Source organism: Streptomyces sp. CB02400, assembly GCF_001905725.1.
Lineage (GTDB): Bacteria > Actinomycetota > Actinomycetes > Streptomycetales > Streptomycetaceae > Streptomyces > Streptomyces atrovirens.
This window is the reverse complement of the sequence record NZ_LIWB01000005.1, coordinates 269,091-292,686: the sequence shown is the minus strand read 5'-3', so window position 1 is coordinate 292,686 and position 23,596 is coordinate 269,091. Positions and strand designations below refer to the sequence as shown.

At 73.0% G+C, this 23,596-nt stretch carries 23 protein-coding genes; 14 read left to right on the top strand and 9 right to left on the bottom strand.

Going from position 1 to position 23,596, the window contains the following annotated elements; all coding sequences use genetic code 11:
- The first annotated feature begins 77 nt into the window (after positions 1-77).
- The gene (locus tag AMK33_RS14925; RefSeq protein WP_073933494.1) at positions 78-917 is read left to right on the top strand and encodes a hypothetical protein; all 840 of its coding nucleotides are present in this window, start codon (positions 78-80) and stop codon (positions 915-917) included.
- Positions 918-969: 52 nt separating this feature from the next.
- Positions 970-1,299, top strand: a complete 330-nt coding sequence (locus AMK33_RS14920) for a rhodanese-like domain-containing protein (protein WP_073933291.1) — start codon at positions 970-972, stop codon at positions 1,297-1,299.
- A 244-nt stretch (positions 1,300-1,543) separates the two neighbouring features.
- Here the strand turns inward: AMK33_RS14920 and paaE are convergent, their stop codons facing one another.
- From paaE to paaA, 5 genes are read right to left on the bottom strand one after another with little or no spacing between them, the layout of a single operon-like run.
- The gene (gene paaE, locus AMK33_RS14915) at positions 1,544-2,602 is read right to left on the bottom strand and encodes a 1,2-phenylacetyl-CoA epoxidase subunit PaaE (RefSeq protein WP_073933290.1); all 1,059 of its coding nucleotides are present in this window, start codon (positions 2,600-2,602) and stop codon (positions 1,544-1,546) included.
- Complete coding sequence (gene paaD, locus AMK33_RS14910; RefSeq protein WP_201263027.1) at positions 2,602-3,147, bottom strand: 1,2-phenylacetyl-CoA epoxidase subunit PaaD; 546 nt, start codon at positions 3,145-3,147, stop codon at positions 2,602-2,604. The genes paaE and paaD overlap by 1 nt, the downstream gene beginning before the upstream one ends.
- Positions 3,141-3,875, bottom strand: a complete 735-nt coding sequence (gene paaC, locus AMK33_RS14905) for a 1,2-phenylacetyl-CoA epoxidase subunit PaaC (RefSeq protein WP_073933289.1) — start codon at positions 3,873-3,875, stop codon at positions 3,141-3,143. Before paaC ends, paaD begins: the two co-directional genes overlap by 7 nt.
- Positions 3,872-4,159, bottom strand: a complete 288-nt coding sequence (gene paaB, locus AMK33_RS14900) for a 1,2-phenylacetyl-CoA epoxidase subunit PaaB (protein WP_030215302.1) — start codon at positions 4,157-4,159, stop codon at positions 3,872-3,874. The genes paaC and paaB overlap by 4 nt, the downstream gene beginning before the upstream one ends.
- Positions 4,156-5,169, bottom strand: a complete 1,014-nt coding sequence (paaA, locus tag AMK33_RS14895) for a 1,2-phenylacetyl-CoA epoxidase subunit PaaA (RefSeq protein ID WP_073933288.1) — start codon at positions 5,167-5,169, stop codon at positions 4,156-4,158. The genes paaB and paaA overlap by 4 nt, the downstream gene beginning before the upstream one ends.
- A 311-nt stretch (positions 5,170-5,480) precedes the next feature.
- Here paaA and AMK33_RS14890 point away from each other — a divergent pair, with 311 nt between their 5' ends.
- The 3 genes from AMK33_RS14890 to AMK33_RS14880 are packed head-to-tail and all read left to right on the top strand — an operon-like array spanning position 5,481 to position 8,435.
- A complete protein-coding gene (locus AMK33_RS14890; protein ID WP_073933287.1) occupies positions 5,481-6,401 on the top strand; it encodes a DUF5819 family protein in 921 nt (306 codons plus the stop codon).
- Positions 6,398-7,651: an HTTM domain-containing protein gene (locus AMK33_RS14885; protein ID WP_107425108.1), complete on the top strand. Its 1,254-nt coding sequence runs from the start codon at positions 6,398-6,400 to the stop codon at positions 7,649-7,651. Before AMK33_RS14890 ends, AMK33_RS14885 begins: the two co-directional genes overlap by 4 nt.
- A gap of 10 nt (positions 7,652-7,661) precedes the next feature.
- Positions 7,662-8,435: a TrmH family RNA methyltransferase gene (locus AMK33_RS14880; RefSeq protein WP_073933286.1), complete on the top strand. Its 774-nt coding sequence runs from the start codon at positions 7,662-7,664 to the stop codon at positions 8,433-8,435.
- 9 nt (positions 8,436-8,444) lie between these two features.
- On the opposite strand, the gene paaN is transcribed toward AMK33_RS14880, so the two are convergent.
- Positions 8,445-10,136 (bottom strand): phenylacetic acid degradation protein PaaN, encoded by a 1,692-nt coding sequence (gene paaN / locus AMK33_RS14875; protein WP_073933285.1) that lies wholly within the window; start codon positions 10,134-10,136, stop codon positions 8,445-8,447.
- 160 nt (positions 10,137-10,296) lie between these two features.
- On the opposite strand from paaN, the gene AMK33_RS14870 reads away from it, so the two are divergent.
- Together AMK33_RS14870 and AMK33_RS14865 are read left to right on the top strand one after the other, a co-directional pair.
- Positions 10,297-11,811, top strand: a complete 1,515-nt coding sequence (locus AMK33_RS14870) for a 3-hydroxyacyl-CoA dehydrogenase (RefSeq protein WP_073933284.1) — start codon at positions 10,297-10,299, stop codon at positions 11,809-11,811.
- Positions 11,808-12,398 carry a TetR/AcrR family transcriptional regulator gene (locus AMK33_RS14865; RefSeq protein ID WP_073933283.1) on the top strand — a complete coding sequence of 197 codons (591 nt, stop codon included), beginning with the start codon at positions 11,808-11,810 and terminating at the stop codon, positions 12,396-12,398. Before AMK33_RS14870 ends, AMK33_RS14865 begins: the two co-directional genes overlap by 4 nt.
- Positions 12,399-12,409: 11 nt before the next feature.
- On the opposite strand, the gene AMK33_RS14860 is transcribed toward AMK33_RS14865, so the two are convergent.
- Positions 12,410-12,895: an Lrp/AsnC family transcriptional regulator gene (locus AMK33_RS14860; protein ID WP_073933282.1), complete on the bottom strand. Its 486-nt coding sequence runs from the start codon at positions 12,893-12,895 to the stop codon at positions 12,410-12,412.
- Positions 12,896-13,080: 185 nt separating this feature from the next.
- Between AMK33_RS14860 and pdhA the strand changes: the two genes are divergently transcribed.
- The 6 genes from pdhA (at position 13,081) to AMK33_RS14830 (ending at position 20,270) form a co-directional block, all read left to right on the top strand.
- Complete coding sequence (gene pdhA, locus AMK33_RS14855; protein WP_073933281.1) at positions 13,081-14,223, top strand: pyruvate dehydrogenase (acetyl-transferring) E1 component subunit alpha; 1,143 nt, start codon at positions 13,081-13,083, stop codon at positions 14,221-14,223.
- On the top strand, positions 14,220-15,224 hold the full coding sequence (locus tag AMK33_RS14850) for an alpha-ketoacid dehydrogenase subunit beta (RefSeq protein WP_073933280.1): 1,005 nt from the start codon (positions 14,220-14,222) through the stop codon (positions 15,222-15,224). Before pdhA ends, AMK33_RS14850 begins: the two co-directional genes overlap by 4 nt.
- Positions 15,224-16,684, top strand: coding sequence for a dihydrolipoamide acetyltransferase family protein (locus tag AMK33_RS14845; protein ID WP_073933279.1), 1,461 nt, complete (start codon positions 15,224-15,226; stop codon positions 16,682-16,684). The genes AMK33_RS14850 and AMK33_RS14845 overlap by 1 nt, the downstream gene beginning before the upstream one ends.
- A gap of 243 nt (positions 16,685-16,927) precedes the next feature.
- The gene (locus tag AMK33_RS14840; protein WP_073933278.1) at positions 16,928-17,821 is read left to right on the top strand and encodes an NTP transferase domain-containing protein; all 894 of its coding nucleotides are present in this window, start codon (positions 16,928-16,930) and stop codon (positions 17,819-17,821) included.
- Positions 17,821-19,179: a molybdopterin molybdotransferase MoeA gene (locus AMK33_RS14835; protein WP_073933277.1), complete on the top strand. Its 1,359-nt coding sequence runs from the start codon at positions 17,821-17,823 to the stop codon at positions 19,177-19,179. The genes AMK33_RS14840 and AMK33_RS14835 overlap by 1 nt, the downstream gene beginning before the upstream one ends.
- Entirely contained in the window at positions 19,176-20,270 is a 1,095-nt protein-coding gene (locus AMK33_RS14830; RefSeq protein WP_201263026.1) for a potassium channel family protein, read from the top strand. Before AMK33_RS14835 ends, AMK33_RS14830 begins: the two co-directional genes overlap by 4 nt.
- A 127-nt stretch (positions 20,271-20,397) precedes the next feature.
- Here the strand turns inward: AMK33_RS14830 and AMK33_RS14825 are convergent, their stop codons facing one another.
- Both AMK33_RS14825 and AMK33_RS14820 read right to left on the bottom strand, forming a co-directional pair.
- Entirely contained in the window at positions 20,398-21,246 is an 849-nt protein-coding gene (locus AMK33_RS14825; RefSeq protein WP_073933275.1) for an ABC transporter permease, read from the bottom strand.
- Entirely contained in the window at positions 21,243-22,292 is a 1,050-nt protein-coding gene (locus tag AMK33_RS14820; protein ID WP_073933274.1) for an ATP-binding cassette domain-containing protein, read from the bottom strand. The genes AMK33_RS14825 and AMK33_RS14820 overlap by 4 nt, the downstream gene beginning before the upstream one ends.
- Positions 22,293-22,428: 136 nt before the next feature.
- On the opposite strand from AMK33_RS14820, the gene AMK33_RS14815 reads away from it, so the two are divergent.
- A complete protein-coding gene (locus AMK33_RS14815; protein ID WP_073933273.1) occupies positions 22,429-23,412 on the top strand; it encodes an NAD(P)H-quinone oxidoreductase in 984 nt (327 codons plus the stop codon).
- The last annotated feature ends 184 nt before the right edge of the window (positions 23,413-23,596 follow it).

Below are 23,596 nucleotides of genomic sequence, written 5' to 3'. Positions count from 1 at the left end.
CGGGCGCGCGTCCCCGGTCGGGGAGTGCGCCGCCGGAGCGGGAGGTGCTGCCTGGCCGGGTGGCCTACGCTGTCCGGGTGACGACCTCGGAAGGTGAGCAGAGTGGCGGCGCCGGCGCGGAGCGGACCCCCGGCGGTGGGGGCGCGGCGCGGCCCGAGGAGCGGCTGGAGCAGGCCGTACGCGCGGCCGAGCAGGCGCTGATCGAGTTCGAGATCGCCGTGGAGACCTTCCGCGTCGAGGTCGAGAACTTCTCCCGGCTGCACGAACAGAAGCTCGGCCCGATGTACGCCCGGCTCGAGGAGCTGGACGCCCGGATCCTGGAGGCCAGGGCCGCCCGCAGCGACGACCCCGAGGACCGGCGCCGGGCCGACGAGGCGCGCGCCCGGCTGATGCCCATCCCCGGCGTCGAGGAGCTGCTCAACGGCTGGATGGACGGTGACGGCCTCTTCCCCGAGGCCACCGCCATGCTCACCGACCGGCCGGTCCGGCCTCCGCGGCGGGTGCGGCCCAGCGAGGAGGCCCGCAAGCTCTACCGCGACCTCGCCCGCAAGGCCCACCCGGACCTGGCGCAGGAGGAGAAGGAACGCGCGCGCCGCGAGGAGTTCATCACCCGCGTCAACGCCGCCTACGCCCGCGGCAGCGAGGACGAGCTGCGCGAACTCGCCGAGGAGTGGGCCAAGGGACCGGAGCTGAAGCGCGTCCCGAGCGCGGGCGAGGAGCTCTACGCCCGCCTCGAATGGCTCGCCCGGCGCAAGGAACTGCTCACGCTGGTCGCCAGGGAACTGGAGGACGGCGCCATCGGCTCGATGCTCCGCCTCGCCCCGGACGACCCCGACAGGCTCCTGGAGGAGATCGCCGAGCAGCTGCGGACCCAGGTGACCGAACGCGAGGCGGAGCTGGCGGCGCTGCTGGCCTGAGCCGGGGACCGCCCGGTCGGGTAGCGTCGGGGGCATGAGTTTTGGAGCTGGTGTGCCCACGGTCCGGGTCGCGGACATCGAGGACGGCGACTTCCTGCTGGACGTCCGCGAGGACGACGAGTGGAAGGCCGGCCACGCCGCAGGGGCGCTGCACATCCCCATCAGTGAGTTCGTGGCCCGCTACGGTGAGCTGACCGAGGCCGCCCCGCAGGACGGCCGGGTCCATGTGATCTGCCGTTCCGGCGGACGGTCGGCGCAGGTCACCATGTATCTGGCCCAGCAGGGCGTCGACGCCGTGAACGTGGACGGCGGCATGCAGGTGTGGGAGGCCGCCGGGCGCCCGGTCGTCACGGACGACGGAGCGCCGGGGCACGTTCTGTAACACCCTTCCCGCGGACACCCGCGCGCTCGGCCGGCCCGCCGGGCGCGGCCTGCGGGCTCCCGGCGGCGCTGGGCGGCACCGGAGCGCGACACCGGACGGCCGGGCCGGCACCGGAGAGCGGTGCCGGATGGCAGGGTCGGCACCGGAGAGCGGCGCCGGAGAGCCGGGGTGCCACCGGAGCGGCCCTGGAGCGACCCCGGAGTATCCCCGGCCCACGAGGTCGGGCCGGAGCGAGCTGGGGCTCCTACCGGTCGAAGTCCAGCTCCACCCGCTCCGTCACCGGATGCGACTGGCAGGCCAGGACATAGCCCGCCTCCGTCTCCTCCGACTCCAGCGCGAAGTTGCGGTCCATCCGCACCTCGCCCGAGACGAGGAAGGCGCGGCAGGTTCCGCACACCCCGCCCTTGCAGGCGTAGGGCGCGTCGGGCCGGTTGCGCAGCACCGTGTCCAGCAGGGACTCGCCGTCCTGGACGGGCCAGGTTCCGCCGCGTCCGTCGAGCCGGGCGGTGACCGTGCTGTGCGCGGGGGCGGGCGCCGTAGTGACGGTCGCCGTACCGGCGTCCACGTGGAAGATCTCCTGGTGGATGCGGGAGCGCGCCACACCCAGTCCGCGCAGCGCCCGCTCGGCCCCTCCGACCAGGCCGTACGGCCCGCACAGGAACCAGCCGTCCACCTGCTCCACGGGCAGCAGGGCCGGCAGCAGCCCGGTCAGCCGCTCCTGGTCCAGCCGTCCGGACGGCAGCCCCGCCTGCTGCTCCTCCCGGGAGAGCACCGTCACCAGCTGGAGCCGCTCGGGGTAGCGGTCCTTCAGGTCGGCGACCTCCTCCAGGAACATCGTCGAGGCGGCAGTCCGGTCGCTGCGGATCAGGCAGAACCGGGCCTCGGGCTCGCGCGCGAGGAGGGTCGAGACGATCGACAGCACCGGCGTGATGCCGCTGCCGCCGACGATCGCCGCGTACCGGCCGGGCGCGGGAGGGAGCGTGAAGCGGCCGGCCGGGGTCATCACCTCCAGCTCGTCGCCGAGATCTATTTCCTTGAGTGCGTACGTGGAGAAGGCGCCGCCCTCGACCAGCCGCACGCCGACCCGGAGGGTGCTCGGCGCCTCGCCGTCGGGTGCGGGGGAGCAGATGGAGTAGGTGCGCCGGATGTCCTCGCCGTCCGCGACGCGCCGCAGCGCCAGGTGCTGTCCGGGGGCGTACCGGTACTCCTCGGCCAGGTGCGGGGGGACGGTGAGGGTGAGGACGACGGAGTCGTCGGTGAGCCGGTCGACCGCGGCCACCCGGAGCCGGTGGAAGCGGGCCATCACAACTCCTTGAAGTGGTCGAACGGTTCACGGCAGGCCAGGCAGCGGCGCAGCGCCTTGCACGCGGTGGACGAGAAACGGCTGAGCAGTTCGGTCTCGGCGGAGCCGCAGTGCGGGCAGCGCACGGGGTCCGCGTCTTCCTCCGGCCGGGTCTCACGGGTGCGGGTCACCCCGAGCTCCACCGGGACCGGTCCGGAGGAGGCCGTCCGTACACGCGGCGGGGCGATGCCGAACTCCCGGAGTTTGCGGCGCCCTTCGTCCGTGATGTCGTCGGTCGACCAGGCGGGGGCGAGCACCCTGCGCACGGTGACCTCGCGCACCCCGTGTTCGCGCAGCACCCGTTCGATGTCCAGGCTCATCGCCTCGACGGCCGGGCAGCCGGTGTACGTGGGGGTCAGCTCGACCTCGACGGTGTCCGCACCGCGCGCGTGCACCGCGCGCACGACGCCCAGCTCGCGCAGGGTCAGTACGGGCAGTTCGGGGTCGGGCACCGAACCGGCGAGCTCCAGGAGTTCGGCCTCCAGCGGGGTGAGGGTGGTCACCATGTCGCCCCCGGATGGCTGCGGTGCAGGTGCTGCATCTCGGCGAGCATCCGGCCGAAGGGCTCGGTGTGCAGGCCCTGACGGCCCGCACCGGCGGTCCACGCTCCCGTGCGCGGGCCCTCGGGCACCGTGAGGGTGGCCCGGCGCAGCACCTCCGAGACCCACTCCAGCCAGACCGTCTCCAGGCCGATCCAGTCGACGTCCAGGCCCTCGACGGGCTGGAACATCTCGCCGGTGTGGCGCCACAGCGCGTCCACGGCGCGCTGCATCCGCGCGTGGCTCTCGTCTGTGCCGTCGCCGAGCCGCAGCGTCCACTGCTCGGCGTGGTCGCGGTGGTAGGCGGTCTCCTTGACCGCCTTGCCGGCCAGCGGCGCGAACGGGCCGTTTCCCGCGGCCAGTTCGCCGTAGAGGAGGTACTGGTGGGCGGAGAAGAACAGCTGGCGGGCGATGGTGTGGGCGAAGTCGCCGTTGGGCTGCTCCACCAGCTGGAGGTTGCGGAAGGCGCGCTCCTCACGGAGATAGGCCAGCTCGTCCTCGTCGCCCACCATCGACAGCAGTACGCGGGCCTGTCCCAGCAGGTCCAGCGCGATGTTGGCGAGGGCGACCTCCTCCTCCAGCACGGGGGCGTGACCGGCCCACTCGCCCAGGCGGTGGGAGAGCACCAGCGCGTCGTCGCCGAGGGCGAGCGCGGCCGCCGCGTGGGCGGTGTCCTTGGCGGGGGTCGTCGTCACAGGTGCCGCACCCCCTCGGGGATCTCGTAGAACGTCGGGTGCCGGTAGGGCTTGTCGGCGGCCGGTTCGAAGAACGGGTCCTTCTCGTCGGGCGAGGAGGCGGTGATCGCGGACGACGGGACGACCCAGATCGAGACGCCCTCGCCGCGCCGGGTGTACAGATCGCGGGCGTTGCGCAGGGCGAGCTCCGCGTCCGGGGCGTGCAGGCTGCCGGCGTGGGTGTGGGACAGTCCTCGGCGCGAGCGCACGAAGACCTCCCACAGGGGCCAGTCGGTGTGGGTCATGCTCGCGCAGCTCCTGTCTCGCTGTTCGTGTGCTTGGCCGCGTGGGCCGCCGCGGCCTCCCTGACCCAGGCGCCCTCCTCGTGGGCCTGCCTGCGCCGGGTCAGCCGCTGTTCGTTGCACGGACCGTTGCCCTTGAGGACGTCCCAGAACTCGGACCAGTCGATCGCCCCGAAGTCGTGCTGCCCGCGCTCCTCGTTCCACTTCAGGTCCGGGTCGGGGAGGGTGAGGCCGAGCGACTCGGCCTGGGGGACGCAGATGTCGACGAAGCGCTGGCGCAGCTCGTCGTTGGAGTGCCGCTTGATCTTCCAGGCCATCGACTGCGCGGAGTGCTGGGACTCGTCGTCGGGCGGGCCGAACATCATCAGCGACGGCCACCACCAGCGGTCCACCGCGTCCTGCGCCATCGCGTGCTGCTCCGGGGTGCCCTTGCTGAGGGCCAGCAGCAGCTCGTAGCCCTGGCGCTGGTGGAAGGACTCCTCCTTGCAGATGCGGACCATCGCGCGCGCGTACGGGCCGTAGGAGCAGCGGCACAGGGGCACCTGGTTGGTGATCGCCGCGCCGTCCACGAGCCAGCCGATGGCGCCGACGTCCGCCCAGGTCAGCGTCGGGTAGTTGAAGATCGAGGAGTACTTCTGGCGGCCGGAGTGCAGCTTGTCGAGCAGCTCGTCGCGGCTGGTGCCGAGGGTCTCGGCGGCGCTGTACAGGTACAGGCCGTGCCCGGCCTCGTCCTGCACCTTGGCCATCAGGATCGCCTTGCGGCGCAGCGAGGGCGCGCGGGTGATCCAGTTGGCCTCCGGCTGCATGCCGATGATCTCGGAGTGCGCGTGCTGGGCGATCTGCCGGACGAGCGTGGCCCGGTAGGCGTCCGGCATCCAGTCACGCGGCTCGATCCGCTCGTCGGCGGCGACGGCCGCGTCGAAGGCACGCTCGTAGCCGGCGGTGTCGCCGGCGCCGGCCGGTGCGTCGTACGCCTGGCTGCCGGCCGTATCGCGGGCGGCTGCTGTCGCCATGAGGTCCCCCTCGACTGGATGCTTCCCGGAGCACGCTCCCGACCGATCGTTCGGTTCGTGCGATTCCATGGTGAGACGGGCGCCGCGAGGTGTCAACCGCTGTGGATAACCTGCGGGGACCGCCTGTGGACAACGAGGGCTCGGGCCGCGCTGTGGATACGGCCGGGGAACGGGATCCCGGCGGGACTGTGCTCGGGGGGCCGGTGCTGAGTACCGTTCCGTGCGACACGGCGGAGCGGTCGTGCGGGGCGGAACGCCGTTCTCGTGGCCGGAGGGCGCGGCGACGGACCGGGATCGGGGAGCGGGGCGGAATGGACGCGTACGACAAGGGCTCGAACGCCCGGCACGGCCCTGCGGGGCCCTCCGCCGGGCCGGGCGGGCCGGAACCGGGCGCCGCCCTGCCCGGGCCCGCCGCCCCGGCCGAGTCCGCCGCCCCGGCCGGCTCACCCGCACCAGGAGCCCTACCGCCCGGTACCGGCCGCCCGGAAGGCCTCCCGCACTCCCCTGCCGATCCCGACGCCGGCCCTCACGCCGCCCCCGGCCCGCCCGCAGGGACGCCGTCCGCCGGCCCGCCCGCCGGCCCCCGTACCGGGGTGGCCGCGCTCTCCCTGCGCTATCAGATCGGCGCCGCGGTGGCGCTCGCGGTCGTCGCGGTCACGGTCTGTGTGCACCTCGGTATGACGTTCCTGCACGTCGCGCCGGCGAACACGGTCAGCAAGAAGCACGGCGAGACGGTCGAGAACTGGATCTACCCGGAGTTCGAGCAGAACTGGAAGCTGTTCGCGCCGAACCCGTTGCAGCAGGACATCGCCGTCCAGGTGCGTGCCGAGATCCGCACGGCGGACGGGGGGACGCGGACCACCGGCTGGTACGACCTGTCCGCACAGGACGGCCGCGCCATCGACGGCAACCTCCTGCCCAGCCACACCCAGCAGAACGAGCTGCGCCGCGCCTGGGACTTCTTCGCCGCCACGCACGACGACGACAACCGGCCGGTGGGCCTGCGCGGGGCGCTGTCCGAGACGTATCTGCGCCGGATCGCGGTGCTGCGCCTCGACCGCGCGGACGCGGCCGGCCCGGGCGGTGCCGTCGAGCGCGTCCAGATCCGCTCACGGACCGCCCAGGTGCCGCCGCCCGAGTGGAGCGGGGAGAAGATCTCCACCACACCCGTGTACCGCACGCTGTCCTGGTGGTCACTGCCCGAGGACGAGGCCCGGGGAGGCGCGGGGTGAACCGCTGTTCGCTGGCCCTGTCCCGTGCGATCGCCCGCGTCACCGACTCCGCGCTCGGCCCCTATCAGACCGCCGTGATCCGCATCGGCTTCAGCCTGACCTGGTTGCTGTTCCTGCTGCGCGAGTTCCCCCACCGCCAGGAGCTGTACGGCCCCGACGGGCCCTGGAGCTGGGAACTCGCCGACCAGCTGGTCGCGACGAACGACGCCTTCACGCCGCTGCTGTGGTCGGACAGCCAGGTCTGGTTCGAGGCCGTCTACGCGCTCGCCGTGCTGTGGAGCCTCCTGCTGCTGCTCGGCTGGCGCACCCGCACCATGTCGGTGCTGTTCATGGTGGGTGTGCTGGCGCTGCAGAACCGCAGCGTCTTCATGGGGGACGGCGGCGACAACGTCCTGCACCTGATGTCGATCTACCTGGTGTTCACGCGCTGCGGCCGGGTCTGGTCCCTGGACGCGCGCCGCGCGCGCCGCGCGGCCGGGGCACGCGCGCGTGGCGAGTGGCCGCGCGACCGGACCGGTCCGGTGCTGTGGGGCGTGTTGGGCCTGCTGCTGCTCCTGGCGACACTGGCGGGCCGGATGGACGGCGACTGGTTCATACCGGCGCTGCTGTGGACCGTATGGCTCGCGCAGGCGCTGTGGTGGCTGGTGGGGCGCCGCGCGGAGACCGGGCAGCCGCGGATCCTGCTGGACGTCGTCGCGAACGTCGTGCACAACGGCGCGCTGCTGGTGATCATGGCCGAGGCGTGTCTGATCTACGCCACGGCCGGCTGGTACAAGGTCCAGGGCTCCCGCTGGCAGGACGGCACCGCCGTCTACTACCCGCTGCACCTGGAGTACTTCTCCCCCTGGCCGGCCCTCGCGGACCTGCTGTCGGCCAGCGGCACGATGGTGATGCTGGTGACCTACGGGACGGTCGCCGTGCAGGTCGCCTTCCCGTTCACGCTGTTCAACCGGCGGGTCAAGAACGTCCTGCTGGCCTTCATGATCACGGAGCACGCGGTCATCGCCGTCGTGCTCGGACTGCCCTTCTTCTCCCTGGCGATGATCGCGGCGGACGCGGTCTTCCTGCCGACGGCCTTCCTGCGCCGCCTCGGGAACCTCGCGGCACGCGCGCGGGGGCGGCCGCGCCCGCGCGGGACGTCGGTTCCGCGACCGCGGCCCCCGGCCGACCGCCCGGCCGACCATCCGGTCGGAAAGGACCCGGCGGAGGCCGCCCCGGCACCCGGCGGAGTGCCGGGCCCGCGCACGTAGGCTGCACGCCATGACCGACCCCGCTCCCGAGACTCCGGCCGACCCCGTCTCCGCATGGCACCGCCTGGCCGGTACCGCCGTGCTGCTCGACGGCTTCCACGCCCTCAAGCACGCCGTGCGCTTCGGGGCCGAGGTCCCGGTGGCGCTCACCGCGGACCGGGCCGGCGCGCTCGCCCTCGCCGACGAGCTGGCCGGGGACGTGCGGGAGGCGCTGGCGGAGCTGCTGACCGAGGTGCCCCACGGGACGTACGCCGCTCTCGTGCCGCGCCCGCATCCCACCGCCGTGGCCGCCCTGGCCGTACGCCCCTCCCGCGCGGGCAACCTGGAGAAGCTGGCGCACACCCCGCGCACGGCCCCCGTGGTGGTCCTGGACAACCCGCGCAACCTCGGCAACGCGGGCGCGGTGATCCGGCTGGCCGCCGGTTTCGGGGCGACCGGGGTCGTCACCACCGGCACGCTCGACCCCTGGCACCCCACCGTCGTACGCGGCGGGGCGGGGCTGCACTTCGCCACCGCCGTGGAACGGCTGCTTGTGGAGGAGCTGCCGCCCGGCCCGGTCTTCGCGCTCGACCCGGAGGGCGAGGACATCCGCTCGCTGAAGCTGCCGGACGACGCGCTGCTCGCCTTCGGCTCCGAGCGCAGCGGACTGTCGGCGGAGCTCCGCGCGCGGGCCGACCACCTGGTGGCACTGCCGATGCGCCCCCAGGTCTCCAGCTACAACCTCGCGACCAGTGTGGCCATGACGCTGTACCACTGGAGCGCCACCGGGGGCGCACCTTCCTGAAACGGTGTCCTACGCCTCCCGGCGCACCTCGACCACCCGGAAGCGGTTGGCCACGAACGCGCCGTCGCACAGGGCCGCGTTGGCCGCCGGGTTGCCGCCGGAGCCGTGGAAGTCGGAGAAGGCGGCAGTCTGGTTGACGTACACCCCGCCGGTGAGGTTCAGGGAGAGCTGGGCGGCCTCCTCCAGGCAGACCTCCCGCACCGTCTCCTCGACCTCCGGGGACGTCGTGTACGCGCCGACCGTCATGGCGCCCTTCTCGCGGACCGTGCGCCGCAGCAGCTCCGCCGCGTCGTCGGCCGAGTCGACGGCGACGGCGAAGGAGACCGGGCCGAAGCACTCGCTCATGTAGGCGGCCTCGGCGTCCGGCTTGGCGCCGTCCAGCTTCACGATCACCGGCGTGCGCACCACGGCGCCCGGGAACTCCGGGTTGGCGATCTCACGGGAGGCGAGGGCGACCTCGCCGAGCCCGGCGGCTGCCTCCAGGCGGGCCTTGACGTCCGGGTTGACGATCGCGCCCAGCAGCGCGTTCGCGCGGGCGTCGTCGCCGAGCAGGCCGTCGACCGCCTTCGCCAGGTCGGCGGCGACCTCGTCGAAGGACTTGGGGCCCTGGTCGGTGGTGATGCCGTCGCGCGGGATCAGCAGGTTCTGCGGGGTGGTGCACATCTGGCCGCTGTACAGCGACAGGGAGAACGCCAGGTTGGCCAGCATCCCCTTGTAGTCGCCGGTCGACTCCACGATCACCGTGTTGACGCCGGCCTTCTCGGTGTACACCTGCGCCTGGCGGGCGTTGCTCTCCAGCCAGTCGCCGAACTCGGTGGAGCCGGTGTAGTCGATGATCCGGATCTCCGGGCGGGTGGCCAGCGTCCTGGCGATGCCCTCGCCGGGCCGCTCGGCGGCCAGCGCCACCAGGTTCGGGTCGAAGCCGGCTTCGGTGAGCACCTGGCGGGCCACCTGGACGGTGAGCGCGAGCGGCAGCACCGCGCGGGGGTGCGGCTTGACCAGGACCGCGTTGCCGGTGGCGAGCGAGGCGAACAGGCCCGGGTAGCCGTTCCACGTAGGGAAGGTGTTGCAGCCGATGACCAGGCCGATGCCGCGCGGTACCGGGACGAACCGCTTGGTGAGCGCGAGCGGGTCGCGCTTGCCCTGCGGCTTGGTCCACTCCGCGGTGTCGGGCGTGCGGACCTGCTCCGCGTACGCGTAGGCCACCGCCTCCATGCCGCGGTCCTGCGCGTGGGGACCGCCCGCCTGGAACGCCATCATGAACGCCTGGCCGGAGGTGTGCATGACCGCCTGGGCGAACTCCATCGTCCGGTCGCTGATCCGCTTGAGGATCTCCAGACAGACCACCGCGCGGGTCTCCGCGCCCGCGTCCCGCCAGGCCCGCATCCCCGCCTTCATGGCGGGCAGCAGCTCGCCGAGGTCCGCGTGCGGGTAGCTCACGCCCAGCTCGATGCCGTACGGGGAGGTCTCGCCGTCCACCCAGCCGTCCGTGCCGGGCTGGCCGAGGTCGAGGCGGGTGCCGAGCAGGGCGTCGAAGGCGGCCTTGCCCGCCGCCATGTCCAGGCTGCCGTGCTCCCCGTACGCCTTGGGGTGCTCGGGGTGCGGGGACCAGTACGCGCGCGTGCGGATCGCTTCCAGCGCCTGGTCCAGGGTGGGACGGTGCCGGGCGATCAGCTCGTGCGCCGTGGGTTCGGCGGCCATGCGGGACCAACTCCTCGTCTCAGGAACTCTTCGTCGAGCTCATGGACCTGTGCGGAAACGTAGTCAGAACGGGCGGTCAGAGTTAGAGTAACCGAACGATCGGTCGGGACAAGGGGGTCCGCCGCATCTGTGGAAAACCTCGTGCGGGAGGATCGCGCACATGACAGCACTCGACCTCAGCAGTCCCGTGGCCGTGGTCGGCACCGGCACCATGGGCCAGGGAATCGCCCAGGTCGCGCTGGTCGCGGGCCATCCCGTGCGACTGTACGACGCCGCTGACGGCCGGGCCCGTCAGGCGGCCGACGCGATCGGCGCCCGGCTCGACCGGCTGGTGGAGAAGGAGCGCCTCACCGCCGCCGAACGGGACGCGGCCCGCGCCCGTCTGCGGCCCGCCGACGGGCTGGCCGAGCTCGCCGACTGCGCCCTGGTCGTCGAGGCCGTCCTGGAGCGCCTGGACGTCAAGCAGGAGCTGTTCCGCGCGCTGGAGGACGTCGTCTCCGACGACTGCCTGCTCGCCACCAACACCTCCTCCCTCTCCGTCACCGCGATCGGCGGTGCCCTGCGCGTGCCCGGCCGCTTCGTGGGCCTGCACTTCTTCAACCCCGCCCCGCTGCTGCCGCTCGTCGAGGTCGTCTCCGGCTTCGCCACCGACGTCTCGTACGCCACGCGCGCGTACGAGACGGCCCGCGCCTGGGGCAAGACGCCCGTCGCCTGCGCCGACACCCCCGGCTTCATCGTCAACCGCGTCGCCCGGCCCTTCTACGCCGAGGCCTTCGCGGTGTACGAGTCACAGGGCGCCGACCCGGCCACCATCGACGCGGTCCTGCGCGAGTCCGGCGGTTTCCGCATGGGTGCCTTCGAACTGACCGACCTCATCGGACAGGACGTCAACGAGTCCGTCACCCACTCGGTGTGGCAGTCCTTCTTCCAGGACGTGCGCTTCACCCCCTCGCTCGCCCAGCGCCGCCTGGTCGAGTCCGGCCGCCTCGGCCGCAAGACCGGGCACGGCTGGTACGACCACAGCGGCGGCGCCGAGCGCCCCGAACCGCACACCGCCGAGCCCGCCGAACCGCCCGCGTACGTCGTCGCCGAGGGTGACCTGGGTCCCGCCTCCGAGCTGCTCGCCCTGATCCGCGATGCGGGCATCGAGGTGCGCGAGGAGGACGAGGACAACGGCACCCGCCTGGTGCTGCCCGGAGGCGGCCAACTCGTGCTCGCCGACGGCCAGACCTCCGTGGAGTTCCGCGACGTCGTCTACTTCGACCTCGCCCTCGACTACCGCGCGGCCACGCGCATCGCCCTGTCCCACGCCCAGGACACCTCCCCGGTGACCGTCGCCGAGGCCACCGGACTGTTCCAGGCGCTCGGCAAGAAGGTCAGCGTCATCGGGGACGTCCCCGGAATGATCGTCGCGCGGACGGTGGCCCGGATCATCGACCTCGCGGTCGACGCGGCCGCCAAGGGCGTCGCCACCGAGGAGGACATCGACACCGCGATGCGGCTGGGTGTGAACTACCCCCTGGGGCCCTTCGAGTGGAGCCGCCGCCTCGGCCGCGGCTGGGCCGGCGCCCTGCTGGACGAAATGCACGAGATCGACCCGTCCGGCCGCTACGCGCCGTCCCTCGCGCTCTACCGGTACGCGTGCGCCACCCGCGAGAGGGAGGACACCCCATGACCACCGCCAGGCGCGACACGTACACCCCGGAGACGCTGCTGTCCGTCGCCGTCCAGGTGTTCAACGAGCGCGGCTACGACGGCACCTCCATGGAGCACCTCTCCAAGGCCGCCGGCATCTCCAAGTCGTCGATCTACCACCACGTGGCCGGCAAGGAGGAACTGCTGCGCCGCGCGGTGAGCCGGGCCCTGGACGGGCTCTTCGGCATCCTCGACGAGGAGCACGCGCGCGTGGGGCGCGCCGCCGGGCGGCTGGAGTACGTCGTACGGCGCATGGTCGAGGTGCTGATCGCCGAGCTGCCGTACGTGACGCTGCTGCTGCGGGTGCGCGGCAACACGGGCACCGAGCGGTGGGCGCTTGAGCGGCGGCGCGAGTTCGACCACCGGGTGGCGGCGCTGCTGAAGGCCGCGGCGGCCGACGGGGACGTGCGCGAGGACATAGAGGTGCGCCTGGTGACCCGGCTGGTCTTCGGCATGATCAACTCGATCGTGGAGTGGTACCGGCCGGACGGGCGCGGCATGAACGAGCTCGAGGTGGCCGACGCGGTGGTCCAGCTGGCCTTCGGAGGGCTGCGCAAGGCGCCCTGAGGGCCCTCACCTCACCCCTGCGGCTCCAGGTCCTCCTCCTCGAACACCAGCAGGGTGCGCGTGCTCAGCACCTCGGGGATCGCCTGGAGCCGGGTGAGCACCAGCTCGCGCAGCGCCCGGTTGTCGGGCGTGTGCACCAGCAGCAGTACGTCGAAGTCCCCGCCCACCAGCGCGATGTGCGAGGCGCCCGGGAGCTGCCGGAGCTGCTCGCGGACCGTGCGCCAGGTGTTCTGGACGATCTTCAGGGTGATGTACGCGGACGTCCCGTGGCCGGCCCGCTCGTGGTTGACGCGGGCCCCGAAGCCGCGGATGACACCGTCCTCGACCAGCCGGTTGATGCGCGCGTACGCGTTCGCGCGGGAGACGTGCACCCGCTCGGCGACCGACCGTATCGACGCGCGGCCGTCCGCCTGGAGCATCCGCAGGATGTCCTGGTCGATGGCGTCCAGGGGCCGCGCGGGAGCAAGCGGCCCGCCCCCCTCCTGGCCCTCGGCCATTTGTTCAGATGCCACCCGCCCCCACCTCTCCGCCGTGGACGTCCTGCATCCATCACAGGTTGTGGAGAACCGTTTGTCCACAGCCTGGTGCCACCCGTAGCCAAAATGTGCCGGCGACCGAACAATCGGTTGGTGAGGCGCGTCACAGACGCCGCGTCTCCGACATCCCACGAGGAGGTGCCGTCATGACGGTCATGGAGCAGCGGGGGGCCTACCGGCCGACCCCGCCGCCCGCCTGGCAGCCCCGTACCGACCCCGCGCCGCTGCTGCCCGACGCGGAGCCGTACCGCGTACTCGGCACCGAGGCGGCCGCCAAGGCCGACCCGGAGCTGCTGCGCCGGCTGTACACGGAGCTGGTGAAGGGCCGCCGCTACAACGCGCAGGCCACCGCCCTCACCAAGCAGGGCCGTCTCGCGGTCTACCCCTCCAGCACCGGCCAGGAGGCCTGCGAGGTCGCCGCCGCGCTCGTCCTGGCGGAGCAGGACTGGCTCTTCCCGAGCTACCGCGACACCCTCGCCGTCGTCGCGCGCGGAGTGGACCCCGTCGAGGCCCTCACCCTGCTGCGCGGCGACTGGCACACCGGCTACGACCCCCACGAGCACCGCGTGGCCCCGCTGAGCACCCCGCTCGCCACCCAGCTGCCGCACGCCGTCGGTCTCGCGCACGCCGCCCGCCTCAAGGGCGACGACGTGGTCGCGCTCGCCATGGTCGGCGACGGCGGCACCAGCGAGGGCGACTTCCACGAGGCGCTGAACTTCGCCGCCGTCTGGCAGGCCCCGGTGGTCTTCCTCGTCCAGAACAACGGCTTCGCGATCTCCGTACCGCTCGCCAAGCAGACCGCGGCCCCGTCGCTGGCCCACAAGGCCGTCGGCTACGGCATGCCCGGCCGCCTGGTCGACGGCAACGACGCCGCCGCCGTGCACGAGGTCCTGGCCGACGCCGTACGCCGCGCCCGCGCGGGCGGCGGTCCGACCCTGGTCGAGGCGATCACGTACCGCGTGGAGGCCCACACCAACGCCGACGACGCCACCCGTTACCGCGGTGACGCCGAGGTCGAGACCTGGAAGCAGCACGACCCGATCGCCCTGCTGGAGCACGAGCTGACCGGGCGCGGACTGCTCGACGAGACCGGCGTCGAGACCGCCCGCCAGGACGCCGAGACCATGGCCGCCTCCTTGCGCGCCCGCATGAACCAGGACCCGGCGCTCGACCCCATGGACCTCTTCACCCACGTCTACGCCGAGCCCACCCCCCAGCTCCTGGAACAGCGCGAGCAGTTGCGGGCCGAGCTGGCGGCCGAGGCCGAGCCGGAAGGGGCACAGCGATGACCACCGTCGCCGTCAAGCCGGCCACCATGGCGCAGGCCCTCACGCGCGCGATGCGCGACGCCATGGCCGCCGACCCGTCCGTGCACGTCATGGGCGAGGACGTCGGCACCCTCGGCGGCGTCTTCCGCGTCACCGACGGACTCGCCGAGGAGTTCGGCGAGGACCGCTGCACGGACACGCCGCTGGCCGAGGCGGGCATCCTCGGCACGGCCGTCGGCATGGCCATGTACGGACTGCGCCCGGTCGTGGAGATGCAGTTCGACGCGTTCGCCTACCCGGCCTTCGAGCAGCTGGTCTCGCACGTCGCGAAGACGCGCAACCGCACGCGCGGGAAGATGCCCCTGCCGCTCACCATCCGCGTCCCCTACGGCGGCGGCATCGGCGGCGTCGAGCACCACAGCGACTCCTCCGAGGCGTACTACATGGCGACTCCGGGGCTCCACGTCGTCACGCCCGCCACCGTCGCCGACGCCTACGGGCTGCTGCGCGCCGCCATCGCCTCCGACGACCCGGTCGTCTTCCTGGAGCCCAAGCGGCTGTACTGGTCGAAGGACTCCTGGAACCCGGAGGAGCCGACGGCCGTTGAACCGATAGGCCGTGCGGTGGTGCGGCGCTCAGGGCGGAGCGCCACGCTCATCACGTACGGGCCGTCGCTGCCCGTCTGCATGGAGGCGGCCGAGGCGGCCCGGGCCGAGGGCTGGGACCTCGAAGTCGTCGATCTGCGCTCCCTGGTGCCGTTCGACGACGAGACGGTGTGCGCCTCGGTACGGCGGACGGGGCGCGCGGTCGTCGTCCACGAGTCGGGTGGCTTCGGCGGCCCGGGTGGGGAGATCGCGGCCCGGGTCACGGAGCGCTGCTTCCACCACCTGGAGGCACCGGTGCTGCGTGTGGCCGGGTTCGACCTGCCGTACCCGCCGCCGATGCTGGAGCGCCACCACCTGCCCGGAGTGGACCGGATCCTGGACGCCGTGGGGCGTCTGCAATGGGAGGCCGAGAGCTGATGGCACAGGTGCTGGAGTTCAAGCTGCCCGACCTCGGTGAGGGGCTCACCGAGGCGGAGATCGTGCGCTGGCTGGTCGAGGTCGGTGACGTCGTCGCCGTGGACCAGCCGGTCGTCGAGGTCGAGACGGCCAAGGCGATGGTGGACGTGCCCTGCCCCTACGGCGGTGTCGTCACGGCCCGCTTCGGCGCGGAGGGCACGGAGCTGCCCGTCGGCGCTCCGCTGCTGACGGTGGCGGTGGGCGAGCCGGCCGACGGCCGCCCGGCCGGGGACGCGAGTCCCGCGGAACCCGCGGAGTCCGCGGAATCCGAGGGCGCGCGCGGTGGGACCCCCGCCACCGAGGGCTCCGGCAACGTCCTGGTCGGCTACGGCACCGCGGAGGCACCGGCCCGGCGCCGCCGCGTCCGTCCGCCGCAGACGGCCCCCGCGACCCCCGCCGTACCCACGGCCCCCGCCGCCCCTTCCACCCCCGTGGCGAACGGAAAGCCCAGGACCGCGCAGCCCGCCGCCGTGCAGACCCGCACCCCGGGCGCGGTGGACGGCCCCGTCCCCGTGATCTCGCCCCTGGTGCGCAGGCTGGCCCGGCAGAACGGCCTGGACCTGCGGGAGCTGACCGGCTCCGGACCCGAGGGGCTGATCCTCCGCGCGGACGTGGAGTACGCCCTGCGTGCCGCCGCCGCCCAGGGCCGTACGGGCACGACGACCGGCGAACCGCGCACGCGGACCGACCGGGCGGGCGCGGGCGCGCCGGCACCGGCCGCGGGCACCCCGGGCGTGACCCGTGTCCCCCTCAAGGGCATCCGCGGGGCCGTCGCCGACAAGCTCTCCCGCAGCCGTACCGAGATCCCCGACGCGACCTGCTGGGTGGATGCCGACGCGACCGAACTGATGCGCACGCGGGCCGCGATGAACGCGGCGGGCGGGCCGAAGATATCCGTCATCGCCCTGCTGGCCCGCGTCTGCACCGCCGCGCTCGCCCGCTTCCCCGAGCTCAACTCCTCGGTGGACACCGAGGCCAGGGAGATCGTCCAGTACGGCGACGTGCACCTCGGTTTCGCCGCGCAGACCGACCGGGGGCTGGTCGTCCCCGTCGTCCGGGACGCGCACGCGCGGGGCGCCGAATCGCTCACGGCCGAGTTCGCCCGGCTGACCGAGGCGGCCCGGACCGGCACGCTGACGCCCGCGGAGCTCACCGGCGGCACCTTCACGTTGAACAACTACGGCGTGTTCGGCGTCGACGGCTCCACACCGATCATCAACCACCCCGAGGCCGCCATGCTCGGCGTCGGCCGCATCGTCCCCAAGCCATGGGTGCACGAGGGCGAGCTGGCGGTGCGGCAGGTCGTGCAGCTCTCGCTCACCTTCGACCACCGGGTCTGCGACGGCGGCACCGCGGGAGGCTTCCTGCGGTACGTGGCGGACTGTGTCGAACAACCGGCGGTGCTGCTGCGGACGCTGTGAGTCCGCTTCGAGCCACCGGTTTCCCCGGCCGCGTCTCGGTGCCCCCGCGTTCCCTGTGATCGCGGGGGCACGCATACTCGGAGGGTGACCGAGTATCAGCCATCCGGTGGTCCCTCCGGCGATCCTTCCGGTGATCCTCCCGGTGGTCCCTCAGGGGACCCTCCCGACGGTCCCTCCGGCGGTTCCTCCGGCAGTTCCTCCAGCGGCCCCTCCGGGGGCCCCGACTCCGCGTACGACGCCGTCGTGCTCGCCGGTGGCGCCGCCCGGCGGCTCGGGGGCGCGGACAAGCCCGGGGTGCGGGTGGGCGGCCGGGCGCTGCTCGACCGGGTGCTCGCGGCCTGTGCCGGTGCCCGGACCACGGTGGTCGTCGCCGGCCCCCGCCCCACCGCCCGGCCCGTGATCTGGGCCCGCGAGGAACCCCCGGGCGGCGGCCCCCTGGCCGCGCTCGCCGCCGGGCTCCGGCACACCACGGCCGACCAGGTCGTCCTGCTCTCCGCGGACCTGCCCTTCCTCGACCACCGCACGGTGCGGGGACTGCTGGCACCCCTCCGGCACGGCACCGCCGACGGCGTGCTGCTGACCGACTCCGACGGCCGGGACCAGCCGCTGGTCGCCGCGTACCGGACCGGGTCCCTGCGCCGCGAACTGACCGTGCTCACCGGCCGGCACGGCGAGCTGACCGGGCTGCCCCTGCGCCGGCTGACCGGCTCGCTCGACCTCACCCGCATCTCCGACCCGGTGGCGTCCTTCGACTGCGACACCTGGGACGACATCGCCACTGCCAGGGCACGCATCAGGGAGCATGGACACGTGTTGGATGAATGGATCTCCGCAGTCAAGGACGAGCTGGGCATCGACCTGGACGTCGACACCGGCGTACTGCTCGACCTCGCCCGCGACGCCGCCCACGGGGTGGCCCGGCCCGCCGCGCCGCTGACCACCTTCCTCGTCGGCTACGCGGCCGCGCGGGCGGGCGGCGACCGGGAGGCCGTCGCCGAGGCGGCCCGCAAGGCCGCGGCACTCGCCCTGCGCTGGGCCGACGAGGAAACCCCCGACGCCACCCCCAAGACTTCCGGCGCCACCCCCAAGTCTTCCGACACCACCCCAGAAGCCCCCGACACCCGCCCGGACGCCTGATGACCGCGCGCGCCGCCCGGACCGACGAGAACGCCGACGACCTCGACGTCGAGGAGGCGCTCGCCCTCGTGAAGAAAAACCCCGGCGACACCACAGACACCCCCCGTCACCCGCACCCGCACCACGACGCCACCGCCTGGCCCGACGCCCGCGCCATCGCCGAGAACGCCCCGCGCCACGGCACCGGCGGACGCACCGGCTATCTGACCCCGGTCGCCGTCCCGCTGGCCTCCGCCCTGGGCCTCACCCTCGCCGCCCCCCTCACCGCCCTCACCGACCTGCCCTCCTTCGACACCTCCGCGATGGACGGCTGGGCGGTCTCCGGCCCCGGCCCCTGGTCCGTGCGGGACGAGGGCGTCCTCGCCGGGCACGCCGCGCACACCCCGCTCACCGACGGCGAGGCCGTCCGCATCGCCACCGGCGCCCGCATCCCCCCGGACACCACCGCCGTACTCCGCAGCGAACACGGCCGCACCGACGACAAGGGTCGGCTGCACGTCACCGCAGCCACCCGGCCGCCGCACACCGTCACCCACGGCCAGGACATCCGCCCCCGTGGCCAGGAGTGCCGCAGCGGCGATCAGTTGCTGCCCGTGGGCACCCCGGTGACCCCGCCCGTCCTGGGCATGGCCGCCGCCGCCGGATACGACACGCTCACCGCAGTCCCCCGCCCCCGCGTCGACGTGTTCGTCCTCGGTGACGAACTGCTCGGCGAGGGCCTGCCGCACGACGGGCTGATCCGGGACGCGCTCGGCCCGCTGCTGCCGCCCTGGCTGCGCGCACTCGGCGCGGAGGTCACCGCCGTACGCCGGGTCGGCGACACCGAACAGGCGCTGTACAAGGCCATCACGGCATCCGACGCCGACGTCGTCGTCACCACCGGCGGCACCGCCGCGGGACCGGTCGACCACGTGCACCCCGCGCTTCGCCGCATCGGCGCCGAACTCCTCGTGGACGGCGTCCAGGTGCGCCCCGGCCACCCCATGCTCCTGGCCCGCACCAAGGACGACCAGCACCTCGTCGGCCTGCCCGGCAACCCCCTCGCCGCCGTCTCCGGCCTGCTCACGCTCGCCGAGCCCCTGCTGCGCACCCTCGCGGCCCGCCCCGCCCCCGAGCCGTACACGCTGCCGCTGCGGGACGGGGTGCAGGGACACCCGTACGACACCCGGCTGGTCCCGGTCGCCCTGCGCGGCGATCGGGCGCTGCCGCTGCTCTACAACGGGCCGGCCATGCTGCGCGGCATCGCGGCGGCCGACGCGCTCGCCGTCGTACCCCCCGGCGGTGCACGGCCCGGCCAGGAGGCGGAACTGCTCGATCTGCCCTGGACGTCCGGGGGAATCGGGGTGTGTTTCACGTGAAACTTCCGGGCCAGGACGCCATCGCTCGCCAGGCGGACGAACACCTGGTGACCCATCGGGTGAAACTCCCGAGGAAACTGGTGGAGCATCCGGTCCGCCAGGTCGCCAAACGGCTGTCGATGGCCCTGGTGGTGCTGGTGGTGACGGCGATCGTCGTGTTCGCCGACCGGGGTGGCTACAACGACAACTCCGACGGGTCCCTCGATCTCCTCGACGCGTTCTACTACGCGACCGTCACCCTCTCCACTACCGGGTACGGCGACATCACGCCGGTCAGTGACAGTGCCCGGCTCACCAACATCTTCGTCATCACGCCGCTGCGCGTGCTGTTCCTGATCATCCTGGTCGGCACCACCCTCGAGGCCCTCACCGAACGCACGCGGGAGGAGTGGCGACTGAACCGCTGGAGGTCCGCGTTGCGCGATCACACCGTCGTCGTCGGGTTCGGCACCAAGGGCAGGTCCGCGATCAAGACCGTCTGCGCGACCGGGCTCCGGAAGGAGCAGGTCGTGGTCGTCGACCCCAGCGCGAAGGCGATCGACGCGGCCACGGCGGACGGCTACGCGGGTGTCATAGGGGACGCCACGCGCAGCGAGGTGCTGAAGCGGGCCGAGGTGCAGCGGGCACGGCAGATCATCATCGCGACGCAGCGCGACGACACGGCCGTCCTCGTGACGCTGACGGCGCGGCAGATCAACCGGGGCGCGAAGATCGTGGCCGCGGTGCGCGAGGAGGAGAACGCCCCGCTGTTGAAGCAGTCGGGCGCCGACGCGGTCATCACCAGCGCCAGCGCGGCCGGGCGGCTGCTCGGGCTGTCCGTGCTCAGCCCCTCGGCCGGCATGGTCATGGAGGACCTGATCCAGCAGGGCTCCGGGCTCGACATAGTGGAGCGGCCGGTCATAAAGGTCGAGGTGGGCAAGACACCACGGGAGCTCGGCGACCTGGTGGTGAGTGTCGTACGCGGGCACCGGGTGCTCGGCTACGACGACCGGGACGTCGGGACGCTGGAGCTGACGGACCGGCTGATCACGATCGTACGGGCGACGCCGGGCACACAGATCGCGCCCGACGTCCGCCCGTTCCGCGGCTGAGACCGCCGTGGGGACTGAGGCTGAGACCGCAGTGGGGACTGTCGGCTGAGGTCGCAGTCGAAACCGTGGCTGAGGTCGCAGTCGAAACCGTGGCTGAGGCCGCCTGCTTCCGGTCGTACGGTCGCATCTACTTCCGGTTGTAGAGCCGCATCGTGACCGGCCCGAAGACCGCCACGAACAGTCCGGCCCAGCCCAGCGTCCAGGCGATCTCGTCGGCCGGCCAGTCGCCCGCCATCAGTCCGCGCACCGCGGACGCCAGGTGGGTGACGGGGCTGTTGTTGACGAACGCCTGGAGCCAGCCGGGCATGGTGCGCGGGTCGACGAAGACGTTGGACAGGAAGGTGAGCGGGAAGATCACCATCATGCTGACGCCCATCACCGACTTCTCGGTGCGCAGCATCAGCCCGAACATGGTCCAGATCCAGGAGAAGGCGAAGGAGAACAGCACCAGCAGCGCGATCCCGGCGAGCACTCCGGGGACCCCGCCGTCGGCGCGGTAGCCGAGGATCATGCCGACGGTCAGCATCACGACGGACGCGATGGTGTAGCGCAGGGCGTCGCCGAGCAGATAGCCGACCATCGTCGACGGCCGCCAGATCGGCAGGCTGCGGAACCGGTCGAAGACACCCTTCTCGATGTCCGTGTTGACCGAGACCCCGGTGTACATGGTGATCATCACGACCGACATCACCAGGATCCCCGGCAGCAGGAACTGGATGTACTCCTTCGGCGACCCGGCCAGCGCCCCGCCGAACAGGTACGTGTACATCAGCACCATCATGATCGGGAACGCCGTCACGTCGAAGAGCTGCTCCGGCACGTGCTTGATCTTCAGGATCGCCCGCCAGCCGAAGGTCAGCGAGGCCGACCAGGCGCTGGGCCGCGGCGGGCGCTCCTCGGCGACCAGCAGTTCGGCGAGGGAGTCGGTGCGCACCGGGGCGAGTTCGGCGCTCTCGGTGGTCGTCGTGGTGCTCATGCCGCCACCTCGTCCTTCGGGTCGTGGGAGTCGTCCTGACCGGATGTGTCGGATGTGTCGGATGCGTCGGACACGCGCGTGTCGTGGCCGGTGAGGGCCAGGAACACCTCGTCCAGGCTGGGCTGGCCGAGCGAGAAGTTGTCGACGGTGACACCGGCGCGGGCCAGCTCGCTCAGTGCGCGGGCGGCCTGCTCGGCGGCCGTGTCGTGGCTCGCGGCCGCGGCGAGGCGGGCGGTCAGCGCCACCGGGTCGGGCTCGGCCTGCACCCGCGCGTCGAGGGCGCGGCGCAGCAGGTCGGCGGCGAGCGGCCGCTGCTCGGCGTCCCGCAGCCGCAGATGTACGGACCCGGCGCCGACGGACGCCTTCAGCTCGCCCTTGGTGCCCTCGGCGATCACCTTGCCGCGGTCGATGACGGCGATCCGGGACGCCAGCTGGTCGGCCTCGTCCAAGTACTGCGTGGTCAGCAGCACCGTCGTGCCCTGGGCGACGACCGCGCGCACGATGTCCCACACCTGGTTGCGGCTGCGCGGGTCCAGGCCGGTCGTCGGCTCGTCGAGGAACAGCAGGTCGGGGGTGTTGAGGATGGACGCGGCGATGTCGATACGGCGCCGCATGCCGCCGGAGTAGTGCTTGACCTGCTTCCCGGCCGCGTCCGTGAGCCCGAAGGCCTCCAGGAGCTGGGCGGCGCGGGTGCGGGCGGCGGGCTTGCGGTGGCCGAGGAGCCGGCCCAGCAGGACCAGGTTCTCGGTGCCGGTGAGGTCCTCGTCCACGGACGCGTACTGGCCGGTGAGGCTCACCCGGCCGCGCACCTCGTCGGCCTCGCGCACGATGTCGTGACCGAAGACATGGGCCTCGCCGCCGTCGGGCCGCAGGAGGGTGGCGAGCATCTTCACGGTGGTGGTCTTGCCGGCGCCGTTCGGTCCGAGGACCCCGTACACCGTGCCGGCCGGCACGGTGAGATCGACGCCGTCGACGGCCCGCGTCTCGCCGAAGGTCTTGACCAGGCCCGCGGTCTCGATCGCCAGGCCGGACGTCTGCGTGCTCATGCTTCGGGTCCTTCCGCATGCTTGGGCTACGCATGGACAGACCTTCACCGTCGCGCAAACTCATCGCTCCCGCACACGGATTTCCCGGGGCGGCCGGTCCGGCCCGCGTGCCCGCCCCAGGAGTACCGTCCCCCTCATGTATGCGATCACGATTCCCGAACCCGGTGGGCCCGAGGCGCTGGTGTGGGACGAGGTCCCCGACCCCGTGGCCGGCCCCGGCGAGGTCCTGGTCGAGGTGGTGGCCGGTGCCGTCAACCGGGCCGACATCCTCCAGCGGCAGGGCTTCTACAACCCCCCGCCCGGCGCCTCCCCCCACCCCGGTCTCGAATGCTCCGGACGGATCGCCGCGCTCGGTGACGGGGTGAGCGGATGGGCCGTCGGCGACGAGGTCTGCGCGCTGCTCGCCGGCGGCGGCTACGCGGAGAAGGTCGCCGTCCCGGCCGGGCAGCTGCTGCCCGTACCCGAGGGGCTCACCGTCGACCAGGCCGCGGCGCTCCCGGAGGTCGTCTGCACGGTCTGGTCGAACGTCTTCATGGTCGCCCACCTCCGCCCCGGCGAGACCCTCCTCGTGCACGGCGGCTCCAGCGGCATCGGCACGATGGCGATCCAGCTCGCGAAGGCCGTCGGCGCGAGGGTCGCCGTCACCGCCGGCACCACGGAGAAACTGGAGCGCTGCGCCGAACTCGGCGCCGACATCCTGATCAACTACCGCGAGCAGGACTTCGTCGCCGAGCTGAAGCGGGCCACCGACGGCGCGGGCGCGGACGTGATCCTCGACAACATGGGCGCCAAGTACCTGGACCGCAACGTCCAGGCCCTCGCCGTCAACGGCCGACTCGCCATCATCGGCATGCAGGGCGGGGTGAAGGGTGAGCTGAACATCGGCGCCCTCCTCGGCAAGCGCGCCGCCATCAGCGCGACCTCGCTGCGCGCCCGGCCCCTGGAGGAGAAGGCGGCGATCGTGGCGGCCGTACGCGAACACGTCTGGCCGCTCGTCACCGGCGGCCGGGTCCGCCCCGTCATCGACCGCGAGATCCCGATGCCGGACGCGGCCACCGCCCACCGGGTCGTGGAGGACAGCGGACACATCGGCAAGGTCCTGCTGGTCACACCGAACTGAGTCGGGCCGGCCGCCGGGGCGGGGTCTGCCCCCGCTTCCGGCGCGGCACGCCGTCCGCGTCCACCGGGGGCGGGCTCCCGTCCGAGTACGGCACCGCCCTGTGCGTGTCCCGCTCGGTGCGGTACGGGGAGACGGCGCGGAACCCGGGCCGGCCCCGGGGTCCGCGCCCTGGCAGGAGGTCCAC